Origin of the sequence: Hydrogenophaga pseudoflava, assembly GCF_004353865.1 — a bacterium.
Lineage (GTDB): Bacteria > Pseudomonadota > Gammaproteobacteria > Burkholderiales > Burkholderiaceae_C > Hydrogenophaga > Hydrogenophaga pseudoflava.
This window is the reverse complement of the sequence record NZ_CP037867.1, coordinates 3,285,094-3,306,871: the sequence shown is the minus strand read 5'-3', so window position 1 is coordinate 3,306,871 and position 21,778 is coordinate 3,285,094. Positions and strand designations below refer to the sequence as shown.

Annotated in this window: 20 protein-coding genes; 4 read left to right on the top strand and 16 right to left on the bottom strand. The window is 66.1% G+C overall.

Annotation, left to right across the window (positions count from 1 at the left end; genetic code table 11):
• Positions 1 to 17 precede the first annotated feature (17 nt).
• The gene (locus tag HPF_RS15875) at positions 18 to 326 is read left to right on the top strand and encodes a hypothetical protein (RefSeq protein ID WP_133157142.1); all 309 of its coding nucleotides are present in this window, start codon (positions 18 to 20) and stop codon (positions 324 to 326) included.
• Between the two features lie 347 nt (positions 327 to 673).
• Positions 674 to 1,702: a hypothetical protein gene (locus tag HPF_RS15870; RefSeq protein WP_133157141.1), complete on the top strand. Its 1,029-nt coding sequence runs from the start codon at positions 674 to 676 to the stop codon at positions 1,700 to 1,702.
• Between the two features lie 533 nt (positions 1,703 to 2,235).
• Here the strand turns inward: HPF_RS15870 and HPF_RS15865 are convergent.
• The 6 genes from HPF_RS15865 to HPF_RS15840 all read right to left on the bottom strand — a co-directional run bounded on the left by HPF_RS15865 (position 2,236) and on the right by HPF_RS15840 (position 8,545).
• Entirely contained in the window at positions 2,236 to 3,705 is a 1,470-nt protein-coding gene (locus HPF_RS15865; protein WP_133157140.1) for an aldehyde dehydrogenase family protein, read from the bottom strand.
• 64 nt (positions 3,706 to 3,769) lie between these two features.
• Positions 3,770 to 4,528: an SDR family NAD(P)-dependent oxidoreductase gene (locus tag HPF_RS15860; protein ID WP_133157139.1), complete on the bottom strand. Its 759-nt coding sequence runs from the start codon at positions 4,526 to 4,528 to the stop codon at positions 3,770 to 3,772.
• 58 nt (positions 4,529 to 4,586) lie between these two features.
• Positions 4,587 to 5,849 carry a TRAP transporter large permease gene (locus tag HPF_RS15855; RefSeq protein WP_133157138.1) on the bottom strand — a complete coding sequence of 421 codons (1,263 nt, stop codon included), beginning with the start codon at positions 5,847 to 5,849 and terminating at the stop codon, positions 4,587 to 4,589.
• A complete protein-coding gene (locus HPF_RS15850; protein WP_243721595.1) occupies positions 5,846 to 6,442 on the bottom strand; it encodes a TRAP transporter small permease in 597 nt (198 codons plus the stop codon). The genes HPF_RS15855 and HPF_RS15850 overlap by 4 nt, the downstream gene beginning before the upstream one ends.
• Before the next feature lie 61 nt (positions 6,443 to 6,503).
• Positions 6,504 to 7,481 carry a TRAP transporter substrate-binding protein gene (locus HPF_RS15845; RefSeq protein WP_133157136.1) on the bottom strand — a complete coding sequence of 326 codons (978 nt, stop codon included), beginning with the start codon at positions 7,479 to 7,481 and terminating at the stop codon, positions 6,504 to 6,506.
• Between the two features lie 221 nt (positions 7,482 to 7,702).
• Positions 7,703 to 8,545, bottom strand: coding sequence for a fatty acid hydroxylase family protein (locus tag HPF_RS15840; protein WP_243721594.1), 843 nt, complete (start codon positions 8,543 to 8,545; stop codon positions 7,703 to 7,705).
• A gap of 108 nt (positions 8,546 to 8,653) precedes the next feature.
• On the opposite strand from HPF_RS15840, the gene HPF_RS15835 reads away from it, so the two are divergent.
• Positions 8,654 to 9,331: a TetR/AcrR family transcriptional regulator gene (locus HPF_RS15835; protein WP_243721593.1), complete on the top strand. Its 678-nt coding sequence runs from the start codon at positions 8,654 to 8,656 to the stop codon at positions 9,329 to 9,331.
• 3 nt (positions 9,332 to 9,334) lie between these two features.
• On the opposite strand, the gene HPF_RS15830 is transcribed toward HPF_RS15835, so the two are convergent.
• The 10 genes from HPF_RS15830 to HPF_RS15785 are packed head-to-tail and all read right to left on the bottom strand — an operon-like array spanning position 9,335 to position 20,494.
• Positions 9,335 to 10,183 carry an AraC family transcriptional regulator gene (locus tag HPF_RS15830; protein ID WP_133157135.1) on the bottom strand — a complete coding sequence of 283 codons (849 nt, stop codon included), beginning with the start codon at positions 10,181 to 10,183 and terminating at the stop codon, positions 9,335 to 9,337.
• 30 nt (positions 10,184 to 10,213) lie between these two features.
• On the bottom strand, positions 10,214 to 10,651 hold the full coding sequence (locus HPF_RS15825) for a DUF2390 domain-containing protein (protein ID WP_133157134.1): 438 nt from the start codon (positions 10,649 to 10,651) through the stop codon (positions 10,214 to 10,216).
• Positions 10,652 to 10,681: 30 nt separating this feature from the next.
• Positions 10,682 to 11,488, bottom strand: a complete 807-nt coding sequence (locus HPF_RS15820) for an enoyl-CoA hydratase/isomerase family protein (protein WP_133157133.1) — start codon at positions 11,486 to 11,488, stop codon at positions 10,682 to 10,684.
• Positions 11,489 to 11,522: 34 nt separating this feature from the next.
• Positions 11,523 to 12,137 carry a UbiX family flavin prenyltransferase gene (locus HPF_RS15815; RefSeq protein WP_133157132.1) on the bottom strand — a complete coding sequence of 205 codons (615 nt, stop codon included), beginning with the start codon at positions 12,135 to 12,137 and terminating at the stop codon, positions 11,523 to 11,525.
• Positions 12,134 to 13,585 carry a UbiD family decarboxylase gene (locus tag HPF_RS15810; RefSeq protein ID WP_133157131.1) on the bottom strand — a complete coding sequence of 484 codons (1,452 nt, stop codon included), beginning with the start codon at positions 13,583 to 13,585 and terminating at the stop codon, positions 12,134 to 12,136. The genes HPF_RS15815 and HPF_RS15810 overlap by 4 nt, the downstream gene beginning before the upstream one ends.
• A gap of 22 nt (positions 13,586 to 13,607) precedes the next feature.
• Positions 13,608 to 15,185: an AMP-binding protein gene (locus tag HPF_RS15805; RefSeq protein ID WP_133157130.1), complete on the bottom strand. Its 1,578-nt coding sequence runs from the start codon at positions 15,183 to 15,185 to the stop codon at positions 13,608 to 13,610.
• Between the two features lie 3 nt (positions 15,186 to 15,188).
• Positions 15,189 to 15,710 (bottom strand): (2Fe-2S)-binding protein, encoded by a 522-nt coding sequence (locus HPF_RS15800; RefSeq protein ID WP_015015897.1) that lies wholly within the window; start codon positions 15,708 to 15,710, stop codon positions 15,189 to 15,191.
• Positions 15,707 to 16,537, bottom strand: a complete 831-nt coding sequence (locus HPF_RS15795) for an FAD binding domain-containing protein (protein ID WP_133157129.1) — start codon at positions 16,535 to 16,537, stop codon at positions 15,707 to 15,709. Before HPF_RS15795 ends, HPF_RS15800 begins: the two co-directional genes overlap by 4 nt.
• Positions 16,534 to 19,497 carry a xanthine dehydrogenase family protein molybdopterin-binding subunit gene (locus HPF_RS15790; protein ID WP_133157128.1) on the bottom strand — a complete coding sequence of 988 codons (2,964 nt, stop codon included), beginning with the start codon at positions 19,495 to 19,497 and terminating at the stop codon, positions 16,534 to 16,536. The genes HPF_RS15795 and HPF_RS15790 overlap by 4 nt, the downstream gene beginning before the upstream one ends.
• A gap of 22 nt (positions 19,498 to 19,519) precedes the next feature.
• Positions 19,520 to 20,494, bottom strand: a complete 975-nt coding sequence (locus HPF_RS15785) for a Bug family tripartite tricarboxylate transporter substrate binding protein (protein WP_133157127.1) — start codon at positions 20,492 to 20,494, stop codon at positions 19,520 to 19,522.
• 130 nt (positions 20,495 to 20,624) lie between these two features.
• Here HPF_RS15785 and HPF_RS15780 point away from each other — a divergent pair, with 130 nt between their 5' ends.
• Positions 20,625 to 21,563: a LysR family transcriptional regulator gene (locus HPF_RS15780; protein ID WP_243721592.1), complete on the top strand. Its 939-nt coding sequence runs from the start codon at positions 20,625 to 20,627 to the stop codon at positions 21,561 to 21,563.
• Positions 21,564 to 21,778 lie beyond the last annotated feature (215 nt).

Here is a 21,778-nt window from a genome sequence, read left to right as displayed (position 1 = left end):
ATCACGGAGCCAGAAGCATGTGGATTTTTCTACCGAAGAGTTTCATCAGCGTGGTCCAGAAGCCCGGAGACACGGACGTACTCACGGTTCGGGCCCGCATCAAGGGCGACATCGAATCGGTGTTCCCGCAGGCCAGGGTCGAGGCGAACCAGGGGACGGACTACAAGTACCGGGCGAGGGTGCCCCGAGAAGCCGTGGCCCAGGTGCTGCACGACCAGGTGATGAACCTGGACTGGAGCAACTTCAAGGGGACCGTGAAGGCCAAGAAGCGGCACGATGCCTACATGAACGTCTGGTCAGCGATGTATGCGGTGCAAGACCGCTGAATGCCAATACGTCGGTGATCCTGGGGACTGCGATGTGTGCGGTCGACCGCTGAGGGATGAGGGGTTTTTCTGCGACGCGCAGTTACCGGCACACGGTGGCCGGTGGGGCGTGCTTTGCAAGACCTGCACCGTGACCGAAGGCATCCGAGCGGGGTGGGGCAGGGCGCAGTTCTACGAGCGCGAAGCATCCTGTTCGAGCGGTCCATCCGCCACTTCACAACCGGCAGAAGTGCAATGGCGTTGCGTGGCTGGGCAGCCTCCGGCCGACCTTTCCTGATTGTCTTGACTTGTGTTTTGTCGTCGGCACACTGTGCCGCCGCACACACCACACATCAAAAAGAAAAGACATGCACAACAACTGGTTCAGCCGCCTGACCGGCTTCAACGAAGAGGCCTACGCCACCACGCAGGCGCAGATGGAAGTTCAGGGCAACACCCTTCGCTCCAAGGTCAACGGACGCAGCTTCAGCATTGGTTGCTTTGAAATGGTTTCGCTGGCCGAACTGCGGCAGAGGGTGGCGCAAGAGCAAGTGAAAGAGGCACCGACACAGGTGGGCATCGTCACCGGCGACGTGAGGCAGATGCACCAGATGCCGCAGTACGCGGGGGCCCTGTTCCAGGTGGCCAGCCAGTTCAATGCGCTGGAGATGGTGGGGCCCAGTGTGACGCCGGAAGACGGTGTGACCCGTTACGAGCACGACCGCACGCAAGGGCCGGCCTGCGCGATCGCCGCAGGCGCAGCCACGATCTACCGCAACTACTTCGTGCCGGTGGGCGAGCAGATCGGGCAGAGCGCAGAGCACCAGCTCGACGGGCTGGCGGATCTAGGAGCGGCACTCGGCGACAGGCTGGGCTGCCCGGTCGCCGACCTCTGGCAGATGCAGAACGGCTACGCGCTGGCGAGCAGGTCGGGGCTGGACAAGATTGCCGCGCTGTTGCTGCAGATGGATGACGCCGCCAGAAGTGAATTGGCCGGGCACCTGAGGATCGGCCTGCACCGGGACGTGGAGGTGACCGATGGTCCGACCTCACCGGGACCACTGGTCAGTCAGGCGTTCTGCTCGGCGCTGCCTGTGGCCTACGGCAGCGTAGCGCCGCCGCACTGGCAAGGCTTCGCCCAACTGGTGCTGGATGCGGCGTATGAATCCACCGTATTGGCCGCCGTGCTCAACAGCCGCCAGGGCGGCTCGAACACCGTGCTGCTGACCATGCTCGGAGGTGGCGCGTTCGGCAACGCGACGGAGTGGATTTACACCGCCATCGAACGTACGCTCGAGAAGGCGCGGGGCCATGGCCTGGATGTGCGGCTGGTGAGCTACGGGCCGCCGTCGGCGCAGATGAGGGCGCTGGTGAACATTGCAGGCGGAGCGCGATAATTTGGCGCCGCCCGGTTTACGGGGGAACGTCAAAGCAGTTTGAGAATCAAAACGGTACCAGTCTACGGAAATGGGTCAACCCTAACTCCAGTGAGAGGGTTTTCACACAGCCTCCAGCGGTTGCAGACGATGAGGATGCAGTTATGCGTTCGTGGTCCTTGCCACGGTGCGGTCATTCAAGGCCTAGCGAACAGAGAATTTGGCCGGCTGGCTAGAGACTCTGTCCCCACGCTGATTCTTGCCTGGGAATATGCGAACCCACAGGATGTCCACTCTCCGCAAAGCAGCGTGCGTGCTCCTCACAAGCCTGACAGCGCCCTGACCTTCCATTCCCAGGCCGGACGGGAACGGCGGGCAATTGGTCGGTCTCTACCCCTCGACGGCTTCCGGCGCGGCGAGGCCGCCGAAGATGAACGCGACCAGGACTTTAACTCGCTCTTCCTGCCACGTGAGGGGCGAACCAAGCAGTCCGCTCAGATTTGCAGCAACTTGGGGATTCGCCGCAAGTTCACTCAGGGGTTACCAATCCGACTTCACGTCGGTTCCGTGCGCGGCTTCACACGTCCGATGTCTTCATACACGTGCTTCGTCTCTAAGAACTCCAGCATCGCTTCGGCCCCGTGCAGGCGGCCATAGCCGCTAGCACCGAAGCCGCCGGTTTCCGCTTCGGGCAGCAGCTTGTTGTGGGTGTTGATCCACACCGTCCCGCTGCGCATGGCACGCGCCACCCGGCGCGCACGTGCGCCGTCATGCGTCCACACGCTCGCAGAGAGCCCATACCGCGTGGCGTTGGCCCGGGCGACGGCCTCGCTCTCTTCACGGAAGCTCTCGAGATTGAGCACCGGACCGAAGAACTCCTCCTGCACGAAGGGTGAATCGAGCGCGTCCACCTGGATCAGGCTGGGGCGGATGAAGGCGCCGCGTGCAAGACGGCCGTCCAGAACCTCGCCACGCACGATCACCTTCCCCTGCTCGTGCGCCTGGTCGACCAGGCGCGCGATGCGGTCGCGATTGGCGATGTCGATCAGCGGACCCATCATGCTGTCCGGCTCGGTGGCCGGTCCCACCGCGAGGCTGCGGAAATGCGCGGCCAGGGCGTCACGCAGGGGCTCGATCAGGCTTTCGTGCGCCAGCACCCGGTCGAGCGCTGTGCACTGCTGGCCCGCGGCGATCGTGGCGGCTGCCGCCAGCTGCGCGGCGATGGTCTTCGGGTCCGCATCGGCAAACACGATGGCGGGTGCCTTGCCGCCGAGTTCCAGGTTGAGGCGCTTGAGCGTCGGCGCGGCGCTCGCCATGATGCGCTGGCCGACCCGCACACTGCCGGTAAAGCTGATCACGTCGACGTCGCTGGACACCACCAGGGACTCGCTTGGCTCGCTGCCGGTGCAACTGTAGAAGTTGACCACGCCGGCCGGGAGGTTCGGCACCTCGGTCAGGCAGCGCAGCAGTTCGGTCTGGAACAGCGCCGACTGTGGCGCCATCTTGACCACGCTCGTGCATCCGGCAGCCATCGCCGGGGCGAGTGAGCGCACCAGCAGGATCGCTGCGGCATTCCAGGGCACGATGATGCCGGCCACGCCGGCCGCTTCACGGCTGAGCACGGACAGGGCGCCCGGCTCGACCTCGGTGGTACGGCCGAAGATGGTGCGTGCCAGCCCTGCGTAGAAGCGGATCTCCGACACGGTGCCAGCCAGCTCGGCTTGCGCCGGCTTCAACAACTTGCCGGTTTCCTGGGCCAAGAGCAGCGCAAGTTCATCGGCTCGACGCTCGACGCGGTTGGCGAACTCCAGCATGACGGCCGCACGCAGGCGCGGCGCATGCGCCCAGTCGCTGTGTTCGAAGGCGTGGCGGGCGGCACCGATGGCGGCCTCGGCCGTACCGACGTCGGCGTCGGTGAATTGGCCGAGCACCATGCCGGTGGAAGGGTCGACGCTTTCGGCGACGGCACGGCTGGCGACCGGCGCCCATTGGCCGCCGATCCAGGGTTGCGCGATGGGGGTCATGTTCGTTCTCTCTCTTATGAGGCCGCACTGCGGCAACTGCGATTCGGGCCCGGGCCGGCGGTCGTCAATGCATGACCGAGCCGCCGTCCACCACCAGCGTCTCGCCCGTCATGAAGGCGCAGGCGTCGGAGGCGAGGAACAGCAGCGGCTCGATCAGGTCTTCCGGGGTCTGGTCACGCTTGATGGCGCGGCTCGCGAGCACGGGGCCGGTCAGCTTCTCGCGCATGTCGGTGTTCTGGATCACCCCTTCGCTGAGCACCAGGCCAGGTGCCAGCGTGTTGACGCAGATGCCGTCTCCGCCCACTTCGCGTGCCAGTGCCCGGGACAGCGCCAGGATGGCGCCCTTGGAGGTCACGTAGTGCAGCAGGTTCGGCGTGCCCTTGAACGGTGTCCCGGACGAAATGTTGACAATGCGTCCGTAGCCGTTGCTGCGCATGAAAGGCACCACAGCCTTCGCGCAGACGAAGGGCCCACGGACGTTGACCGCCATGACCTTGTCCCACTCGGCCACGTCGATCTCAGAAAACGGCTTCAACTGCAACGAGGCATACACCGCCGCGTTGTTGACCAGTATGTCGATGCGGCCGAAATGCTCGTTGACCGCCTCGGCCATCGCCAGGACCGAAGTTTCGTCGGCGACGTTCACCTGGACCGCCATCGCACGACCTCCGGCCGCCTCGATTTCCTTGGCCAGCGACGTGCCGTCGAGAATGTCGGCGATGGCGACGCGCGCGCCTTCGGCCGCCATCGCACGCGCGTAGGCAGCACCTATCCCTTGCGCGCCACCAGTAATGATGGCGACGCGATCTTTGAGTTTCTGCATGGATTTGTTCCTTTGAATGAGGAGATGGAGGACGCCGCAGACGCGACGCCCGGACCGGTTAAGCGATGAATGCGGTCACCAGATATGGTTGCCAGCACAGCAGGATCAGGATCAGCAGCGTGGCCACCAGGAACGGCATCAGCGGGCGCAGGATCTCAGCCGGCGTCGCTCCGGTCACGCGCGCGGCCACGTAGAGAGCCGTACCGACCGGAGGCGTCAGCAGGCCCAGCGTCAGGTTGATGCAGATGACCACGCCGAAGTGGTAGGGGTTGATGCCGTAAACCTGGGTTGCTACCGGCAGCAGGATGGGTACCAGAAGGATCAGAGCGGCGATGCCGTCGATCACGGTGCCCACCGCCAGCAGCAATGCAGTGACCAGCAGCATGAAGGTGAACGGGTCGGCGGTGATCTGCTGCAGCAGCACGGCCAGTTGCTGCGGAATCTTCTCGAATACGATGACCCAGCCGAAGACGCCGGCTGCGGCCACCAGACCCAGCACCACAGCGCTGTTGACGGCCACCCGCAGCAACATTTCACCCATGCGGTCGAAACGAATTTCGTGGTGCGCGAAGCCGCCGACCAGCACGGCCGTCAGGCCACCCACCGCCGCGGCTTCGGTCGGCGTCGTGATCCCGCCGAGAATCCCGCCGATCATGACGATTGGCACCAGCAGCGAGGGAATGGCGGCCCCGATGTTGCGCAGCTTCTGTTGGCTTGTCAGGCGCTCACCCGGTGGGTAGTTGTAGCGGTAGCCAAGCAGCGCGATCACGCATATGAAGGTAACGGCCATCAAGAGGCCTGGCACGATGCCGGCGATGAACATGTCGCCGATCGAGATCTGGGCGAGCACGCCGAAGATCACGAACAGCATGGACGGAGGAATCACCGGGGCGAGCAGGGCGCCGGCGCAGGTGGTGGCCGTCGCGAAGCCGCGCGAATAACCCTTCTTTTCCATTTCCGGCACCATCACCTGCGCCATCACCGCGACCTGCGCGTTGGCCGAGCCCATGATGGAGGCGAGGAACATATTGGCCAGGATGTTGATGTAGGCGAGGCCGCCACGCAGGTGCCCCACGAACACCGAGGCCAGCGCCACCAGTCGGCGCGTGATGCCGCCTTCGTTCATCAGTTCGCCCACCGCCAGGAACAGAGGTATTGCCAGCAGGCCGTAGTTCTCGAGGCTGGCAAACAACTGCTGTGGGAACGACAGGTAGAGCACCGGGTTGCCACTGGCATAGATATAGACCAGCGCAACCATCGCCAGCACCAACGCGATGGGGAGGCCGAGAAACAGCAGTGAGGTGAATACGGCTGCGATCATGGTTTCGCTCCTCCGTCGCCGGTCGGGGTGACCGGCAAACCGGACGGGATGCGCGCCGTGACGGGCGTTGCCACGGTTCGCAGCAGATTGGATAGCGCATGCACGCTGATGGTGACGGCCACCAGCGGAACGACCAGCCAGAACCAGAACTTTGCGACCCCGAGTGTGGCCGTGGTGTCCTGGTACATGAAGTTGAAGGTCTCGCCGGAGAATTCGCGTGTGTCGAATCCCAGGCGCATCAGCGTCATCGGGTCGAACCAGCGGTAGCACAGCACCAGCAGGGCGATGCCGAACAGCAGCACCAGCAGATCGATCAGGATCTTCATCGCTTTAGCCAGTAATGGTGGCACCGCGTCGACCAGCATCGTGACCGCGACCGCGTCGCGCGTCTTGAGCGTCAACGACATTCCGATCATCGCCAGCCACACCATCAACAGAATGGACAACTCATCCATCCAGTAGATCGGGTTGCGCATGGCGCGACCGGCCACGTTGGCCAGGACCATCAGCGGCAGCGCGAGGGCGATCAGGCGCAGCACGCTGCGTTCGGCTTGGGCGATCGAGTCGCTCAGGCCCGTAATGATTTTCAGCACGGCAGGTCTCCAGCTTGAAAGCAGCATGGCGCCCGGGGCGCCGCCGGCTGCCCTCGTGCCCTTACTTGATGGCTGCAGCCTCGCGGCGCAGATCGGCCAGCACCGGCGTGCGCTTGAGCCAGAGGTCTTCCCACTGCTTGAGCGTGTCACCGAAGAACTCGGGGCCGACCTTCACCACCTTGACCTTGGTGCCCTGCACGCTCTTCTCCATCTCCTGCTCCACTCGGACGTACGTATCGAACAGGCCGTTGAGGTGCTTGCGCGCAGCGCCGCTGACCAGTTCGCGATCGGCTGGGGTCATGGTCTGCCACAGGCGGCCGGAAACCAGGCCAACGACCGGGAACATCATGTGGTTCGAGTGCAGCAGCGTGTTGCCGCGCTCGTAGAACTTCATGCGGAACACCAGTTCCATGTCCGCATCCACGCCATCCACCTGGCCGTTGGCCAGCGAGTCGTAAACGTCGGTCAGTGGCATCGGGGTCGAAGCCGCTCCCAGTAGCTGGTAGAAGTCGCGCACCGGCGGGAACGGCGTGATGCGCATCTTGCGACCCTTCAGATCGGCGACGGCGTTGGTCGGGAAGCCATTGAGCATCAGCCGCATGGAGGCCACGCCGTAGCCGACCCCCACCGCCCCGACTTCACGCGGCAGGCGGTCGAGCATCTTCTGCGCGGTCGGGCCGTTCAGCAGCAAGCCGGCCTGCCTCACGTCCTTGACGAGGTAGGGCGCAAACAGCGCGCTGTAGTCGGGCACGCGGTTGGTGATTTCGGCTGCGGTCATGAAGGCCATGTCGAGCGCGCCGGTCTGCAACTGCTGCAGCATCTGCGCCTCGTTGCCCAGCTGGCCAGACGGGAAGATCGTGACCGAGTACTTGCCATTGGTCTTTTGCTTGAGCTCTTCGCCCATCGCGACAGCGGCCTTTGACCATTCGTGGCTGGCCGGCACGATGAGGCCCAGGCGCATTTCCTTCGCATGGGCTGCCGCGCCGAGGGCGAGTCCGGCGGCGGCGGCGAGGATAGTGAGCAGCTTGTTGAATTTCATGTGTTGTCTCCTTCGTTCGATGTGTGGGTGGCTCTCAAATTTCCTGGACTGGTTGCCAGTGACCGGCACTCCTGCATGCAGGCCCGCAACGCTTGATGCACTTTACGAGCCGGCGCCGGGCACCGCATTGACAGAAGCTCCGACTTTTTGCCATGGAGTCTGGATCGATGTGCAGTAGCAGCATGGGTTCGCGACCGAGGGGCGAAAGGCGCCCCTCCTGATTAGCCCTGCCTGGCGTCCTGCATACCAGACGCTTCGCACGTGGCGGCGCCCACAGCGTCCTTACCGGCAGGATTTGTCTGGCCGGTGCGGTCAACCTGCTGGGCACGCAACTTGGCCTGGTCCTCCTCGTTTCGCGCCTCGTCCGACATGCCATTGAACAGCGTGCCGAGCAGGCCCTTGTTCAGGTCGCTGGTGCCGAACACTGCATCGCAGATGGGGAAGGTGAGGTTGAAGTTGCGGGTGTGCATGAAGTCAGGGTTATGATGAAGTACATGCATGCGCCGCACCGTGTTGACCAGCGGCAGGCGATCCAGAATCGGGTGCTCGAGGTGCGACAAGGTATGCAGGCCTTCGTACATCAGGAAGTACGACGCCATCGTCAGCATGGCGATGTACCCCGCGTTGGCAGACCACAGGTTGCCGATCAGCAGGGCCGCCGGCAGGGCCGCCAGCACAAACAGCACGGGCGCAAATGGCGGGAACAGCAACGCGCGCCACTCCTTGTGTCCGTTGTAATCGAGCGTCTTGTGGGAGAAGAACTGGTGGTGGGTCGCGACGTGGCGCTTGTAGGCCGGCTTGATCCAGCTCTTGGGGCTGTGCAACAAATAGCGGTGCCCGGCCCACTCCGCCCAGTTCCCGAACAGAAACATCGGAATCACTACGAACAGCCATTCCTGCCAGGTCGTGTTCTGCAGTTGCGCTGCGCAATACCAGACCACGCCGATGGTGAATGCCAGCGTGAAGCCCAGGTGCAGCTCGCCGCGGTACCAGCCGGGGGTGTCTTCCACGTATTGCTTCCTGTAGGACAGGGACCGTGCAACGATTTCCTCTTCGCGATTCATGATGGTTCCTTTCATTTCGCACAGCAATCCGGCACGGACGCACCGGACTGGCCTTTCGGCATTGATTTAAGTATACTTACTTAGTTAATTCTACACACTTAACTAACCATGTCAACATTGAAACCCGTGCGCTCGGACGGAAGGGAAACGAAGGTCCGGATGAAGGCCGTTGCACAGCGCCTGTTCGCGCAGCACGGCATCGACGGCGTCACTGTGGCCGATATCGTTGCGGCGGCCGGGCAGCGCAACAAGGCTTCGCTGCAGTACCACTTCGGATCGAAGGACGAATTGATCGGCGAGCTGCTGGTCGACGGCGCGCAGAAGGTAGATGCCTTCCGCCTGGCCCTGCTCGACCAGATGGCCGCGGACGGTGGTCCGCGCCATGTGCGTGATGTGCTGGATGCCTTCGTCCGGCCGGTGTACCAGCTGACGGTGACGGAAGCCGAAGGCAGCACCTACCTGCGCTTCCTGTCAAACGTGCAGCTCACGCATCGCGCGCTTTTCCGCGTTCACATCGGCGCCAAGTGGAATGCCGGCTATCGCCGCTGCCTCGAGCACTTCCGACAGCTGCTGGCCCACATCCCTGCGCCGGTGCTGGAACAGCGCATGTCACTGGTGGCGATCTACACGACGACGGTGTTCTCGATCAAGGAAGCGCCGGCTGACGACGCGCCCGCGTCGTCACGCCTGTGGACGCGAAACTTCACACTGGACAACATCCTTGACACTTTTGAGGCGATGCTGGTCTGTGTGCCTTCTGCGGGAACACTGGAGAAGCTGAAGTAGCAGTCAATACACCTGCACCACGCGCCGGTACTCGCCGGGCGTCACACCGATCTGGCCACGGATGAAGCGCGTGAAGTGGCCCTGGTCGGGGAAGCCCAGGTCTTCCGCAAGGCGCCCGAGGCTGGTGCGATCGTCCGCCTGCGCCAGCCGCCGGCAGGCGGTTTCGGCCCGCAAGGTGTTGACATAGACGTGTGGCGTCATCCCTGTACAGCGGCGAAAGCGCACGAAGAACTGCGCGCGCGACAGATGCGCGGAGGCGGCCAGCCGATCTGCATCCAGTGCCTGGCCGAGGTGATCGCCAATGTGGTTGAGCGCGCGCTGGATGCGCGAATCGGGCAGTCTCAACCCTTCCGGCCGCATCAGGTCCTGGATGCTCTCCAACGCCGAGAACTGTTCGCTGACCGCCAGCATCAGGTCGAACAAGGCGATCTCCAGGCGCTCCTGCTTCATCGGGATCGGCGACATCAGATCACCGATCAGATCATCCGCCAGCTTGCGGATGCGGGGCGTGATCTGCACGCAGGGCCGCGGGAAGAAGCGGGGATGGGCCGCCAGACGCAGCGGGTCGTGCAGCGTCGCCAGCCACCGGGGTTCGATGTACAGCGCCAGGTAGACGGTGCGCGGAAAGTCCGGCTCGCTGTAGAAGTAGTGCGGCTCCCAGGCATTCACCAGGATGGCGGTGCGGTCGGTGACCGGGAGCCGCTCCTCGCTGACGTAGAACGCGGAATCGGCGCCGCTGGCTTTGAAGATCACATGGCACTGCGAATGCGCATGCGAAACCAGCGGGGTGTCCATGTCGAGCAGTGCCAGGCGTCCGAATCCGCCCTGCGCAATCCTGAGTGCTGTCGTCATCGATCCTCCTGAAGGAACGCGGCCGTCGTTTCACCGATGTGGCTGGTCGGCGCCGTGGATCTGCGGGGCCGCCATCGAAGAAAGCCAGTCGCACAGCGCGTACAACTCGGCCTGCTCGGCTTCCAGTTCTGCCCGGGCAATGAGGGTACGAAGCGCCTGCGCACTTTCCGGCGGGACTGGAGCGAAGCCCGGCGGATCCTTCAGCGCCCGATGCAGTCGCCGCAGGGGCAAGATCACTTCGGAGCGCCAACCGGCGATCTGCGATCCGGCGGAGGCGACTTCGTCTGGCGTGAGTGATCGTCCGAGCCGCAAGGCCGAGTACGCCTGAAACAGATGCAGCACGATGTCCAGCCCATGCGCATCCTGCTGTCCGTGGAGATGCTTCAACTCGTCGGGTGTGAGGTCGCGATAGCGTGCCACGATGAAGTTCCACGCATCCTGCCTGCTGACGGGTTTTACATGGTTCATGGGAGGCAGCGCTTCGAATCCGAACGACGTTCAGGAACCGATGAAGTTGGGATTGCGCTTGCCGTGGAAGGCCTCGACGCCCTCGCGGAAGTCATCGGAGCTGCGCAGCCGGCTGTAGCAATGGCCTTCCAGCTCGATGGCCACGGTCAGCGTGGCGTCCTCGGTATCGTTCAGCAGCTTCTTGGCGGTGCGTTGCGCAATCGGCGAGAAAGCGCGCAGCTCGTCCACCAGTCGATCGGTGGCCGCTTCCAGCTCGGCATCGGGCACGCATTCGGTGGCCACGCCCCACTCGTGCGCCTGCAGGCCCGAAATTCGGCGCGAGCGCATCACGATGTCCTTCGTGCGGGTGATGCCCACCATCTTTTGCAGGCGTGCCGATCCGCCGGAGCCGGGGATCTGGCCCAGCTTCTGTTCGGGCAAGGCGTAGCGCGTGGTTTCGGTCACCAGGCGGAAATCGCAGGCCAGCGAAATCTCGAAGCCGACGCCGAAGCAGTAGCCCCGGTTGGCTGCGATCACCGGCTTGCTGCAACGAGCGGGGGCGGCGATGTTCCAGGCCAGCTTGGAGACGTGCTCCGGGGAGGCTTCCAGGAAGCCCTTGATGTCGCCACCACTGGAGAAGTGTTCGCCTTGCGCACGCAGCACGATCACCCGCACGGCCGGGTTCTCGTCCAGCGACTCGAACACCAGCCGCAGCTGGTCGCGCTGGGCCATGGAGATGATGTTGTAGGGCGGACGGTGCAGCACGATGTCTGCGCGCTCGCGCGCGGCGTCGATCTGAACGCTGAATCCGTCCAGATGTTCGAGCAGGGTTTGGGCCGGGTGGGTCAGTTGGGTCATAAAGGTCTCCTGGTGATCGATGGAAGAAGAGGATTCAGGGATTGGGCATGCGCACCAGGGCGGCCGGCTGAGGCTGGCGCAGGCCCTCCCAGCGTGTGACGAGATCGGCGTGCTCAACGTCGAAAAGGTCCAGCACGCGGCCGATGGTGTGGTTGACCATGTCATCGAGCGACGCGGGACGGACGTAGAACGCCGGCACGGGCGGGAACACGATGGCGCCCATCTCGGTCACGGCGACCATGTTGCGCAGGTGCGCCAGGTTCAGGGGCGTCTCGCGCGCCAGGAGCACCAGGCGACGCCGCTCTTTCAGCACCACGTCTGCGGCGCGGCTGACCAGGTTGTCGCCCTGCCCATGAGCGATGCCGGCCAGTGTCTTCATCGAGCAGGGTGCCACCACCATGCCGGCGGTGCGGAAGGAGCCACTGGAGACGGCGGCGCCGATGTCCTTGACGCTGTGCACTTCGTCGGCCAGGGCCTCGATCTCGCTGCGCTTGAGGTCCACCTCCTGAGACGCGGTGAGCGCGCCGGAGGCGGACATCACCAGGTGCGTCTCCCAACCGGGCAGCGTGCGCAGCACCTGCAGCAGGCGGATGCCGTAGATGGCGCCGCTGGCACCGGTGATCGCCACGATCAGGCGCTTTGTGGTCATCTTTGCACCTTGCCGGTCTCGAAGTTGACGCGGGCTGACGTGTCAATCAGCGCGTCCAGGTCCTCGGTGTCCTCGCCCGGCACGCGCACTTTGGTGAAGACATGCTCGTGGTAGACCACGGGCTTGGTGGCGTCCAGGCCCATCTTGGCGCTGATGCCCTGCACGTGGGATGGCGGCGCGCTGTTCTCGCCGAATTCCTGGCCCACCGTGGTGGAAGGATCAAGCACCGAGCCTTGCGCCCCGGCGATCACGACCAGGTCCCGGTCGGCCTGAAAGCGCGTGGCCACTGCCCATTCCACCTGCAGCGGGTCGTGCACCTCCACGTCGTCGTCCACCACCACCACCTGCTTGATGTCGTAGTGCGCGCCGAACGCAGCGCAGATCACGTTCTTGGGCTGGCCCTCGTGGGTCTTCCGGATCTTGACGAACAGGTGGTAGCGGCCGACACCGCCAACCGACAGATGGACGTCCAGCACGTTGGGGAAGCTGCGCTGCAGGTGGGCCAGCAGCGTCGCCTCGCGCGGGATGGAACCCAGCAGGAGGTGCTCCATCTCGGCGGGGACGATCGTGTGGAAGACCGGATCGCGGCGATGGGTGATGGCGTCCACCTGGATCACCTCGCGGTGCTCTCGCGCGCTGTAGTACTTGGGAAACTCGCCGAAGGGGCCTTCCAGCTCCTTCACGCCCGGCAGGATGCGTCCTTCGATCACCACCTCGGCGTCGGCCGGCACGCGTACATCATTGGTGAGGCACTTGACCACGCGCAACGGGGCGCCGTGCAGGGCGCCGGCGATCTCCAGCTCGTCGCAATCGAGCGGGGCAATGGCCTGCGAGGCCAGCAGCGTGAGCGGGTCGACGCCGATCACCACCGCCACGTCCAGCGGCTGCTGGCGCGCTTCGGCTTCCTTGTAGAAGGCCCAGAGGTGGCGCGGCAGCATCAGGATCGCCATGCGCTCCTTGGAGTGGACCTGGATCCGGTTGATCGAAACGTTCTGCGCCCCCGTCTTCGGGTTTCGGGCGATCACCAGGCCGGCGGTGATGTAGGGGCCGTTGTCGTGCTCGCTGTGGGTGGGGATGGGCAGCACCTCGCGCGGATCGACGCCCTTTTGCACCACCTGCTGGCAGAGTGCCTCGCCCGTCGGCACCTCCCGCCAGGGCAGCGGGTTCTCGGCGGCCTGGCGGAAGCGCTGCAGCAGTTGCGACTCGGTCACGCCCATGGCTTCGGCAATCCAGCCGCGGCGCGACATGAAGCCCGACACCACTGGCATGTCATGCCCGCCGGGCCGGGGGAAATAGACCGCTTGCCGGCCGTCGAGCCGCTTGGCGATGGCGGCCAGCTGGTGTTCGAGCTTCACACCTTCGCGGATGACGGCCAGGCGGCCGGTGTCGGACAGGTGGGCGAGCCAGCGACGCAGGTCGGTGGAAAGGGCGGGGGCGGAAGTGGTCATGAGCGTGCGGGGAGAAGTGGGATCAGGCGGAACGGTCTTCGCCGGCCGGCAGGGGCGTGTACTCACCCGCCACGAGCTTGCGGCGCAGCACCTTGCCGACGGGGGATTTGGGAATTTCGGCGACGAACACGTATTCGCGTGGCCGCTTGAAGTTGGGCAGGTCGGAGCTGCGGCAGTGCGCGTCCAGCGCGTGCGCATCCAGCGGCGCACCGCCGTCGCGGGTGGTGACGAAGGCCACGACCCGCTGTCCCCAGCGCTCGTCCGACAGCCCGGCCACAGCCACTTCGCCGACGCCGGGGCACAGCGAGATGACGGACTCGATGTCGACCGGCGAGATGTTCTCGCCGCCGCTGATGATCATGTCGTCCACCCGGCCGGTGACGAACAGGTCGCCGTCCTCGTCGAGGTAGCCGGTGTCGCCGGTGAAGTACCAGCCGCTGCGCAGCGACTTGGTGTTGGCGTCCTCGCGTTTCCAGTAGCCCTCGAAGGCTTCGTCGCCGCGCAGGTCGGCAATGATCTGGCCCTCCACCCCGGGGGCCACGCGGTCGTCGACGCCGGATGCGTCCAGGCGCACCACTCGCAGCCTGGTGTTGATGCCGGCGCGGCCTGCGCTGCCGGGCTTGTCCAGCGCCTGCTGGTCGATCGAGAAGGTGTACACCTCCGAGGAGCCGTAGTGGTTCACGAAGAGCTCGGGCTCGAAGGCCGCCTGCAGGCGCTTGAGCAGCGCGTCGTGCATGGGGGCGCCGGCAAAGCCCAGCTTCTTCACCGAGGCGATGTCGGGCCCTGGGCCGCTGCCGTGTCCGGCGCGCTCGCGTTGCGTCAGCAGGTCGTGGTAGAGCGTGGGCACCAGGTACAGGCAGGTCAGACACTCGGCCTCGATCAGGGCCAGCGCCTCCTGCGTGTCGAAGCGGGGCATGCACACGAACACGCCGTCGACCAGGGCCATGGCGAGCAGGGAGCGCACACCCATCGTGTGGTACAGGGGCATCACGCCCAGCGTGCGTTCACCGCGGCGGTAAAGGTTCTGCGCCACGTGCGCCAGCGCTGCAGCACGCTCCTGGCGGTGGCGGCGCGGCACGCCCTTGGGCTTGCCGGTGGTGCCCGAGGTGTAGAGCATCAGCGACAAATCCTCGGCATCGGCCGCGGTCTGCAGCGGCGACGCCGGGCCGGCCAGCAGGGTCTCCCAATCGCCGGTGGCATCGCTGCCTTCTAACGTGCCCACGCCGATGCGCGGCAGCGCGCGCGCACCGCCGCTGGCACGGGTGGCCTCCTCGCTGGAGGCGTCGAAGAACACGGCCTTGGCCTCAGCGTCGGCCAGGCAGTAGTCGATCTCGTCGGCCTTGGCGCGCCAGTTCAACGGCACGATCACCACGCCCAGGAACTGGCAGGCCCAGTGCAGCGTGGCCGCCTGGTGGCGGTTCTGCAGCACCGACAGCAGCCGGTCGCCCCGGCCCAGTCCCAGGCGCTGCAGACCCGCCACGGTGCGGCCGATCTGCTCGTGCCACTGCGCATAGGTGAGACGCACGCCGCTGTCCACTAGGGCAAGCGCGTGCGGGCTGCGTTCGACGCTTTGCAGGAAGGTCGTACCGAGGTCGAGCATGGATCAGTCTCCGGGGTGGGGGGTGGTCGCGGCCTGGCGGCGCAGCGACGCGGTTTCGAGCACCGCCGCCACGATGGGCGTGTAGCCGGTGCAGCGGCAAAGATGGCCCGACAGCATGTCGCGCACCTGCGCTTCGCTGGGGTCCGGGACACGCTTGAGGTAGTCGTCGCAGCTCATGAGGATGCCCGCGGTGCAGAAGCCGCACTGCAGGGCGTGGTGGCGCTTGAAGGCCTCCTGCAGGTCGGACATCGGCCCGTCCCCATCGCACAGTCCTTCAACCGTGTCGACGCGGCGGCCGTCGACCTGCAGCGCCAGCGTCAGGCAGGAGCGGCCGGCCACGCCGTCGATCTGCACGGTGCAGGCACCGCACACGCCGTGCTCGCAGCCCACGTGCGTGCCGGTCGCGCCCAGGCCTTCGCGCAGGAAGTCCGATAGCAGCATGCGCGGCTCGCAGGCTGCGCTGCGGGCGGCGCCGTTGAGCGTCAGGCGCACGGTGTGCTGGTGGTCGCGGCTGCACTGCTTCATCGGGAGGTCTCCGTGACTTGGGCGATTACCTGCGCGCCGAGCTGGCGCACGAGGTGGCGGCGGAAGGTAGCGCTGGCATGCGCGTCGTCCTGGGCTTCGAGCTCCCAGGCGAAGTCGTTGAGGGCGCTGTCCAGCTCGGCGCCGCGCAGGCCGGCCGGCCACTGCGCCAGACGCGGCCGGTCCGACACCCCGCCGATGGCGAGACAGAGGCCGCGCGCGTCGACCACGGCGGCGGCCGAAACAATGGCGAAGTCGCCATGGCGGGCCGAGAACTCCGTGAAGGCGCTACGCTGGCCCGGTTGGGCCAGCGGAAAGCGCACCTGCTCCACCAGTTCGTCGGGTGCGCGCGCCGTCATCAACATGCCCTGGAAGAATTCGGCCGCAGGCAGGGTGCGCCGCTTCCTGGCATTGCGCAGCACCACCTCGCCGCCCAGCGCCAGCAGCACCAGCGGGATCTCGGCGCTCGGATCGGCGTGGGCCACAGAGCCGCACACGGTGCCGCGGTTGCGCACCTGGAAATGCGAGATGAAAGGGAAGGCCTGCGACAGCAGCGGCACTTCCTGCGCCAGCGTCGAGCGCCACTCCACACACGCTTGCGTGGCTGCCGCCCCCACCGCCAACATGCCGCCTTCGCTGCGCACGAAGTTCAAGTCGTCGGTGCGCGAAATGTCGATGAGCACGCTGGGCTGCGCCAGCCGCATGTTGAGCACGGCCATCAGCGACTGGCCGCCGGCCAGTATCCGCGCCTCGGGGCCGAGCGCCTTGAGCTGCTGCACCGCCTCTTCGGAGGATTCCGCGCGCACGTAGTCGAAGGCCGCCGGCTTCATCGCGCCACTCCCATGCGGGCCAGCAAGCGCTGCCACCATGAACCCGAAGGCGTGGCACCCTTGCCGCCCGCCTGCCGGCCGAGTTGTTCGAACAGCTGCCGCAGCACGATTTTGGCCGCGCCCTCCAGCATGCGGCCACCCACGGCCGCCACCTTGCCCGAGACCTCGGCCTCGTAGTCGTAGCGCAGCAGCGTGCCGCCGTCCCTGGGCTCGAGCGTGACCAGGCCGTTGCCCCTGGCCGAGCCCATGCTGGACAGGCCGGAACCGGCAAGCCGCAGGCGGTGCGGCGGCTCCAGGTCGCTCAGCGCGATCTCGGCGGCATAGCGCGCCTTGATCATGCCCACGCCCACCGTCACGTCCGCACGGTAACGATAGGGGCCGGTCTGATGCAGTGCATGGCAACCGGGGATGACCTTGGCCAGGGCCGCCGGGTCCATCAGCACGGCGAACACCGCCTCGGGTTCGGCCGGCAGCAGGATCTCGCCTTGCGCCGCCAAGGCCTTGCCGGCCTTGCCGCCCGCAGGCCGGGCCGGCGCGGCGCCCTGGGAGGGTGGCGGGTCGGCCATGCCCAGCAGGTCCATCACGCGTGAGGGGGTCAGCGGCAGCGTGACGTCGGCCAAACCGAGCGCGTCGGCCACCGCGTTGGCAATGCAGGGCGGCGTGCTCATGTTGTTGCCCTCGCCCAGTCCCTTGGCACCCAGCGGTGTGAACGGACTGGGCGTTTCCAGGTGCACGATGACCGGGTCGGGCACCTCGCAGGTGGTGGGCACCAGGTAATCGGCGAAGGTGCCGGACTGGAAGCTGCCGTCGCTGCCATAGCGGAACTCCTCCATCAGCGCCGCGCCGAGTCCCTGGGCGAAGGCGCCGCGGATCTGGCCGTCGGCCAGGGCCGGGTTCAGGAGGGTGCCGGCGTCGTGCGTGGTCACATAGCGGTCGATGCGGACGCGGCCGGTGGCGCGGTCCACCTCGACAGCGCAGATGTCGAAGGCGAAGCCGTAGGCCGCCGACGTGTTGACGCGGTCGTCATCGTCCGGGGCGGTCAGCTGCGGCGGTGACCAGAAGGCCGTTTCGCGCAAACCAACGGGTTCGCCCTCGGGCAGCAGGCCGGGCGCCCAGTGCGGGCTGGCCGCCAGCCGGCCGAAGGGCTGGCCACGCTCGGGCGCGTCCTTGGGATAGACCTTGCCGCCTGCAAATACCATCTGGTCGGGCTCGCATCCAAACTGCGCGGCGGCGATCCGCGCCAGCTTGTCCCGCAGGCGCTGGCAAGCAATATGCAGCGTGCCCGCCACGGCACCGGCGAAGCGGCTGGAGTAGTTACCGGCTGCGACCGACCAAGCGTCCTTGGCGGTGTCGAATTCAACGTTCACAGCCACCTCGTCCGGATCGACGCCGAAGACGTCGGCCGCCAGCTGGGCGCACACGGTGCGGTGGCCCTGGCCGGCCGGCGCGGAAGCGATGACCACCGTCACGCCGCCCAGCGGGTCGATGCTGACGGTGGCGGCAGCGATGGCGCCGTTCTTCGGCCCGGCCTTGGCGCGCTGCTCGCGGGGCAGCACCGTCGTGATGTAGCCCATGTTGGAGACGGAGGGCTCCACGATGGCAGCGAAGCCGATGCCGTATAGCCGGCCCTCGGCGCGGGCGGCCGCCTGGCGCTGGCGCAGCTCGGCCAGGCCGCCCTCGTGCAGCGCCAGTTCCAAGGCTCGCTGGTAGTCGCCGGAGTCGATCAGCGCCCCGGCAGCCGCGCGGTAGGGGAACGCGTCGCGGGGGATGAAGTTGCGCCGGTAGACGTCCAGCGGGTCGATGTTCAGTTCAACTGCGATGCGCTGCACCAGGCGTTCCAGCGCGAAGTACACCTGCGGCCCGCCGAAGCCGCGCACCAGGCCGGAGGGCGTCTTGCTGGTCAGCACCACCCGGTTGCGCACGCTGAGGTTGGCGATGGCATAGGCGCCAGTCAGGCAGCCGTGCATGCGGTAGAAGGTGGCGGGCTCGGGCGCGCGCAGGTAGCCGCCGCAGTCGTCGAACTGGTCCAGCGACAGGGCGGTGATGCGGCCGTCGGCTTCGACCGCCGCAGCCGCGTGGCACAGGCGGCCGGTGGCCGAGGTGGCGGCGGTCAGGTGCTCGAGCCGGTCTTCCACCCACTTGACCGGGGCGCCGGCCTTGCGCGCCGCTAGGCACATCAGCACGGCCGGATTGAGCACGGCCTGCTTCACCCCGAAGCTGCCGCCGGAATCCGGGAAGGTGCGGTGGCGCAGCTTGTTGCCTGGAACCTTCAGTGCCATCGCCATCACGGTGTGCAGCGAGAACGGCCCCATGAAGTTGGACTGCACGTCGTAGCCATCATTCTCGCAGAGGAACTCCGCCACCACCACCGCGCATTCGATCGGCGTGCAGGAGTTGCGCGGGTATTCGACCGTGAGCGCAACCCGGTGCGGAGCGCTGGCGAAGGCCTGTTCGGGGTCGCCATAGCGGAAGCTGCGGTCGCTCACCACGTTGCTGCCCACCTTCTCGTGCAGCACCGGAGCGCCTTCTGCGATCGCGGCGCGTATGTCCGTGACCGGCGGCAGGGATTCGTAGTCGGCCTCCAGCAGTTCCAGCGCATCCTCCGCGATGTAGCGACTCTCGGCGACCACCACGGCGACCGGCTCTCCCACGTAGCGCACCTTGTCCACGGCCAGGGCCCACAGTTCCATCGGCGCCTTCACGCCAACGATGAAGGGCTTAGACCAGCGTTGCACGTCCGCGGCGGTCAGGACGGCGCGCACGCCGGGCAGTGCCAAGGCTTTGTCGGCACGAACGGCCAGCAGCCGGGCATGTGCATGCGGCGAGCGCAGCACCGCTGCATGCAGCGTGCCGGCGCGCACGGGCGCATCGTCACCGTAACGGCCCCGGCCGGTGAGCAGCGGGCGGTCTTCGACACGCTGCGCGCGGCGGCCCAGGTGGGGAGTGGGTGTTTCAAGCATGTGTGGAGCCGGGCACGGCCTCTCAGTCCACAGTGATGTTGCGGTCGCTCACGACCTTCTTCCACAGGGCCATCTGGCCATCGATGAAGCCGCGGAACTGCGCCGGCGTTCCGCCGTCGGGCACGACGCCCTGCGCGGCGAAGGCCTTCTGCACCTCGTCCTCGTGCAGCATCCGGTTGAGGTCGGTGTTGAGCTTGTCGATGACGGATTGCGGGGTGCCGGACGGCACCACGAAGCCATGCCAGGACGAGACCTCGTAGCCGGGGATGCCGGCTTCTGCCGCCGTGGGCACGTCGGGCAGCAGGGGCGACCGCTTCGGTGCTGCGATGGCGAGCGGGCGCACGCGCCCCGATTGCATGAAGGGCATCGCGTGCGGCAGCAGGTCCATGGCCACGTCGAACTGGCCACCGGCCAGGTCGGTCAGCATGGGGGTGCTCCCCTTGTAGGGGACCTGGCGCATCTGCGTACCGGTGGCGGTTTCGAACAAGGCCATCGCCAGGTGGTTCGAAGAGCCGGCACCCGAGGAGCCATAGGTCAACACATTCGGCTTGGCGCGGGCCGCTGCAAGGAGTTCTGAGGCGGTGCGGTACGGACTCTGTGCGTGGGTCACCAGCAGCATGGGCGAGCGTCCCGCCAGCAGCACCGGCGCGAAGGCCTTCTGCGTGTCGTATGCGATGTTCTTGTACAGCCAGGGGTTGGCGGCATACGGGAACTGCACGACCAGGATGGTGTGGCCATTGGGCGCCGCGCCGGCTACCTCCTTGGTTCCGATCATGGTGCCGGCGCCCGGCTTGTTGTCGACGATCACCGGCTTCTTCCAGTAGTCGCCCAGGTGCTTGGCCGCGAGCCGGCCGAGCGTGTCGTTGAAGCCGCCGGCCGGATAAGGCACAACGATGCGCACCGGCTTGGTGGGGTACTCCTGCGCCTGTGCGGCACCGGTGCCGAAGGCGGCGAGCACCGCGAGCAATTGCAACGCCTTGCGGGGTGTAGGGATCATGAATGTTGTCTCCGTTGATTGATTGTTCTCAGGGGGCACGGGGGCGGGACTGCTTAGTGGAGGGCGAGTCTAGGAGTTCGTTGGTATCAGGTCAATTAAAGTTTTATGATGATGTGAATCAGATTAAGTGATGGCTTGGACGACCATGGAATTCCGGCAGATTCAGTACTTCATCACCCTCTACGAGGACGGCTCGGTAACCCGCGCGGCACGCCGCCTGCACATCGTCCAGTCGGCACTCAGCATGCAGATGGCCAAGCTCGAGGCGGAGGTGGGGCAGCGACTCTTCGTGCGCACGCCGCAAGGTATGCAACCCACCCCCGAAGGCCGCCGCCTGTACCGCCTGTTTTTACCGGTCGTGACGGGTTACCAACGCGCGCGCGAACAGGTGGTTGAAGCCACGGGCGAGCTGAGCGGCGAGGTGCGCTTCGGTATGATCGTGACCATCGCGCAGGGCGTGCTGGTCGACGCGATCCTTGAGTTCTCCCCGGCCCATCCGAAGGTCGAACTGTCGATGACGGATGGCTTCAGCGGCGACCTCATCGATGCGGTGGCGCTCGGCCAACTCGATGCCGCTGTGATCAACAAGCCACGGCGGGCGCTGACGCTCAAGAGCGAAACCATCGCCGACGAGGATCTGCTTCTGGTCATGGGGCCGGCCCACGCAGACGTGCCTGCTTCCTTGAGTTTCAGCGGCATGTCGGCCTTGAAGCTGGTGTTTCCCACACGCCGGCACGGTCTGCGCGGGATCATCGAGAACTTTGCCGAAGCGGAGGATGTCCACCTGAGCCCCAGCCTCGAGATCGATTCCATCAGCGCCATCCTGAAGCTGGTGCGCGAGAGCGATTTCTGCACGCTCCTGCCCCATGTCGCCGTGCGCGGCCTGCTCGAACGAGCGGAAGTGAAGGTGCATCGCTTCGTCTCCCCTCGATTGAGGCGCCAGATCGTGGCCGTGACCGACCCGAGCAGGCCGCTCAATCCTGCCGCCGCCGCTTTCCTCTCCGTTCTGCGCCGCCATCTGGTGGGCCTGGGGTCTGTGCCGCCTCACGGCGATGACGGACGGCCGTGAAGCCCTGGCCGCTGCCGTGCCATTGCTGGCCGCATGCGCCACAACCCAATCCAACAGGGCCGTCTGATACGCTGATTCGGCTCAGCAGTGCCGCCCGGCCGGCGTCGTTCGAGTAATCGCCCTGGGCCACCACCCGGCCGCGCTCGATCAGGTAGTAGCGCGTGGTGACCCTGACGGTGGCGCCGCAGGCCAACGTGCAGCGCTACGACCGGCTT

Coding starts and splice junctions, on each gene's coding strand:
- HPF_RS15780 (WP_243721592.1), top strand. CDS start 20,625: ATGGCTTGGACGACCATGGAATTCCGGCAGATTCAGTACTTCATCACC.
- HPF_RS15860 (WP_133157139.1), bottom strand. CDS start 4,528: ATGCAGAAACTCAAAGATCGCGTCGCCATCATTACTGGTGGCGCGCAA.
- HPF_RS15795 (WP_133157129.1), bottom strand. CDS start 16,537: ATGAAGCCGGCGGCCTTCGACTACGTGCGCGCGGAATCCTCCGAAGAG.
- HPF_RS15845 (WP_133157136.1), bottom strand. CDS start 7,481: ATGAAATTCAACAAGCTGCTCACTATCCTCGCCGCCGCCGCCGGACTC.
- HPF_RS15865 (WP_133157140.1), bottom strand. CDS start 3,705: ATGACCCCCATCGCGCAACCCTGGATCGGCGGCCAATGGGCGCCGGTC.
- HPF_RS15825 (WP_133157134.1), bottom strand. CDS start 10,651: ATGAACCATGTAAAACCCGTCAGCAGGCAGGATGCGTGGAACTTCATC.
- HPF_RS15830 (WP_133157135.1), bottom strand. CDS start 10,183: ATGACGACAGCACTCAGGATTGCGCAGGGCGGATTCGGACGCCTGGCA.
- HPF_RS15800 (WP_015015897.1), bottom strand. CDS start 15,710: ATGAAGCAGTGCAGCCGCGACCACCAGCACACCGTGCGCCTGACGCTC.
- HPF_RS15815 (WP_133157132.1), bottom strand. CDS start 12,137: ATGACCACAAAGCGCCTGATCGTGGCGATCACCGGTGCCAGCGGCGCC.
- HPF_RS15840 (WP_243721594.1), bottom strand. CDS start 8,545: ATGAATCGCGAAGAGGAAATCGTTGCACGGTCCCTGTCCTACAGGAAG.
- HPF_RS15875 (WP_133157142.1), top strand. CDS start 18: ATGTGGATTTTTCTACCGAAGAGTTTCATCAGCGTGGTCCAGAAGCCC.
- HPF_RS15855 (WP_133157138.1), bottom strand. CDS start 5,849: ATGATCGCAGCCGTATTCACCTCACTGCTGTTTCTCGGCCTCCCCATC.
- HPF_RS15835 (WP_243721593.1), top strand. CDS start 8,654: ATGTCAACATTGAAACCCGTGCGCTCGGACGGAAGGGAAACGAAGGTC.
- HPF_RS15805 (WP_133157130.1), bottom strand. CDS start 15,185: ATGCTCGACCTCGGTACGACCTTCCTGCAAAGCGTCGAACGCAGCCCG.
- HPF_RS15870 (WP_133157141.1), top strand. CDS start 674: ATGCACAACAACTGGTTCAGCCGCCTGACCGGCTTCAACGAAGAGGCC.
- HPF_RS15785 (WP_133157127.1), bottom strand. CDS start 20,494: ATGATCCCTACACCCCGCAAGGCGTTGCAATTGCTCGCGGTGCTCGCC.
- HPF_RS15820 (WP_133157133.1), bottom strand. CDS start 11,488: ATGACCCAACTGACCCACCCGGCCCAAACCCTGCTCGAACATCTGGAC.
- HPF_RS15790 (WP_133157128.1), bottom strand. CDS start 19,497: ATGCTTGAAACACCCACTCCCCACCTGGGCCGCCGCGCGCAGCGTGTC.
- HPF_RS15810 (WP_133157131.1), bottom strand. CDS start 13,585: ATGACCACTTCCGCCCCCGCCCTTTCCACCGACCTGCGTCGCTGGCTC.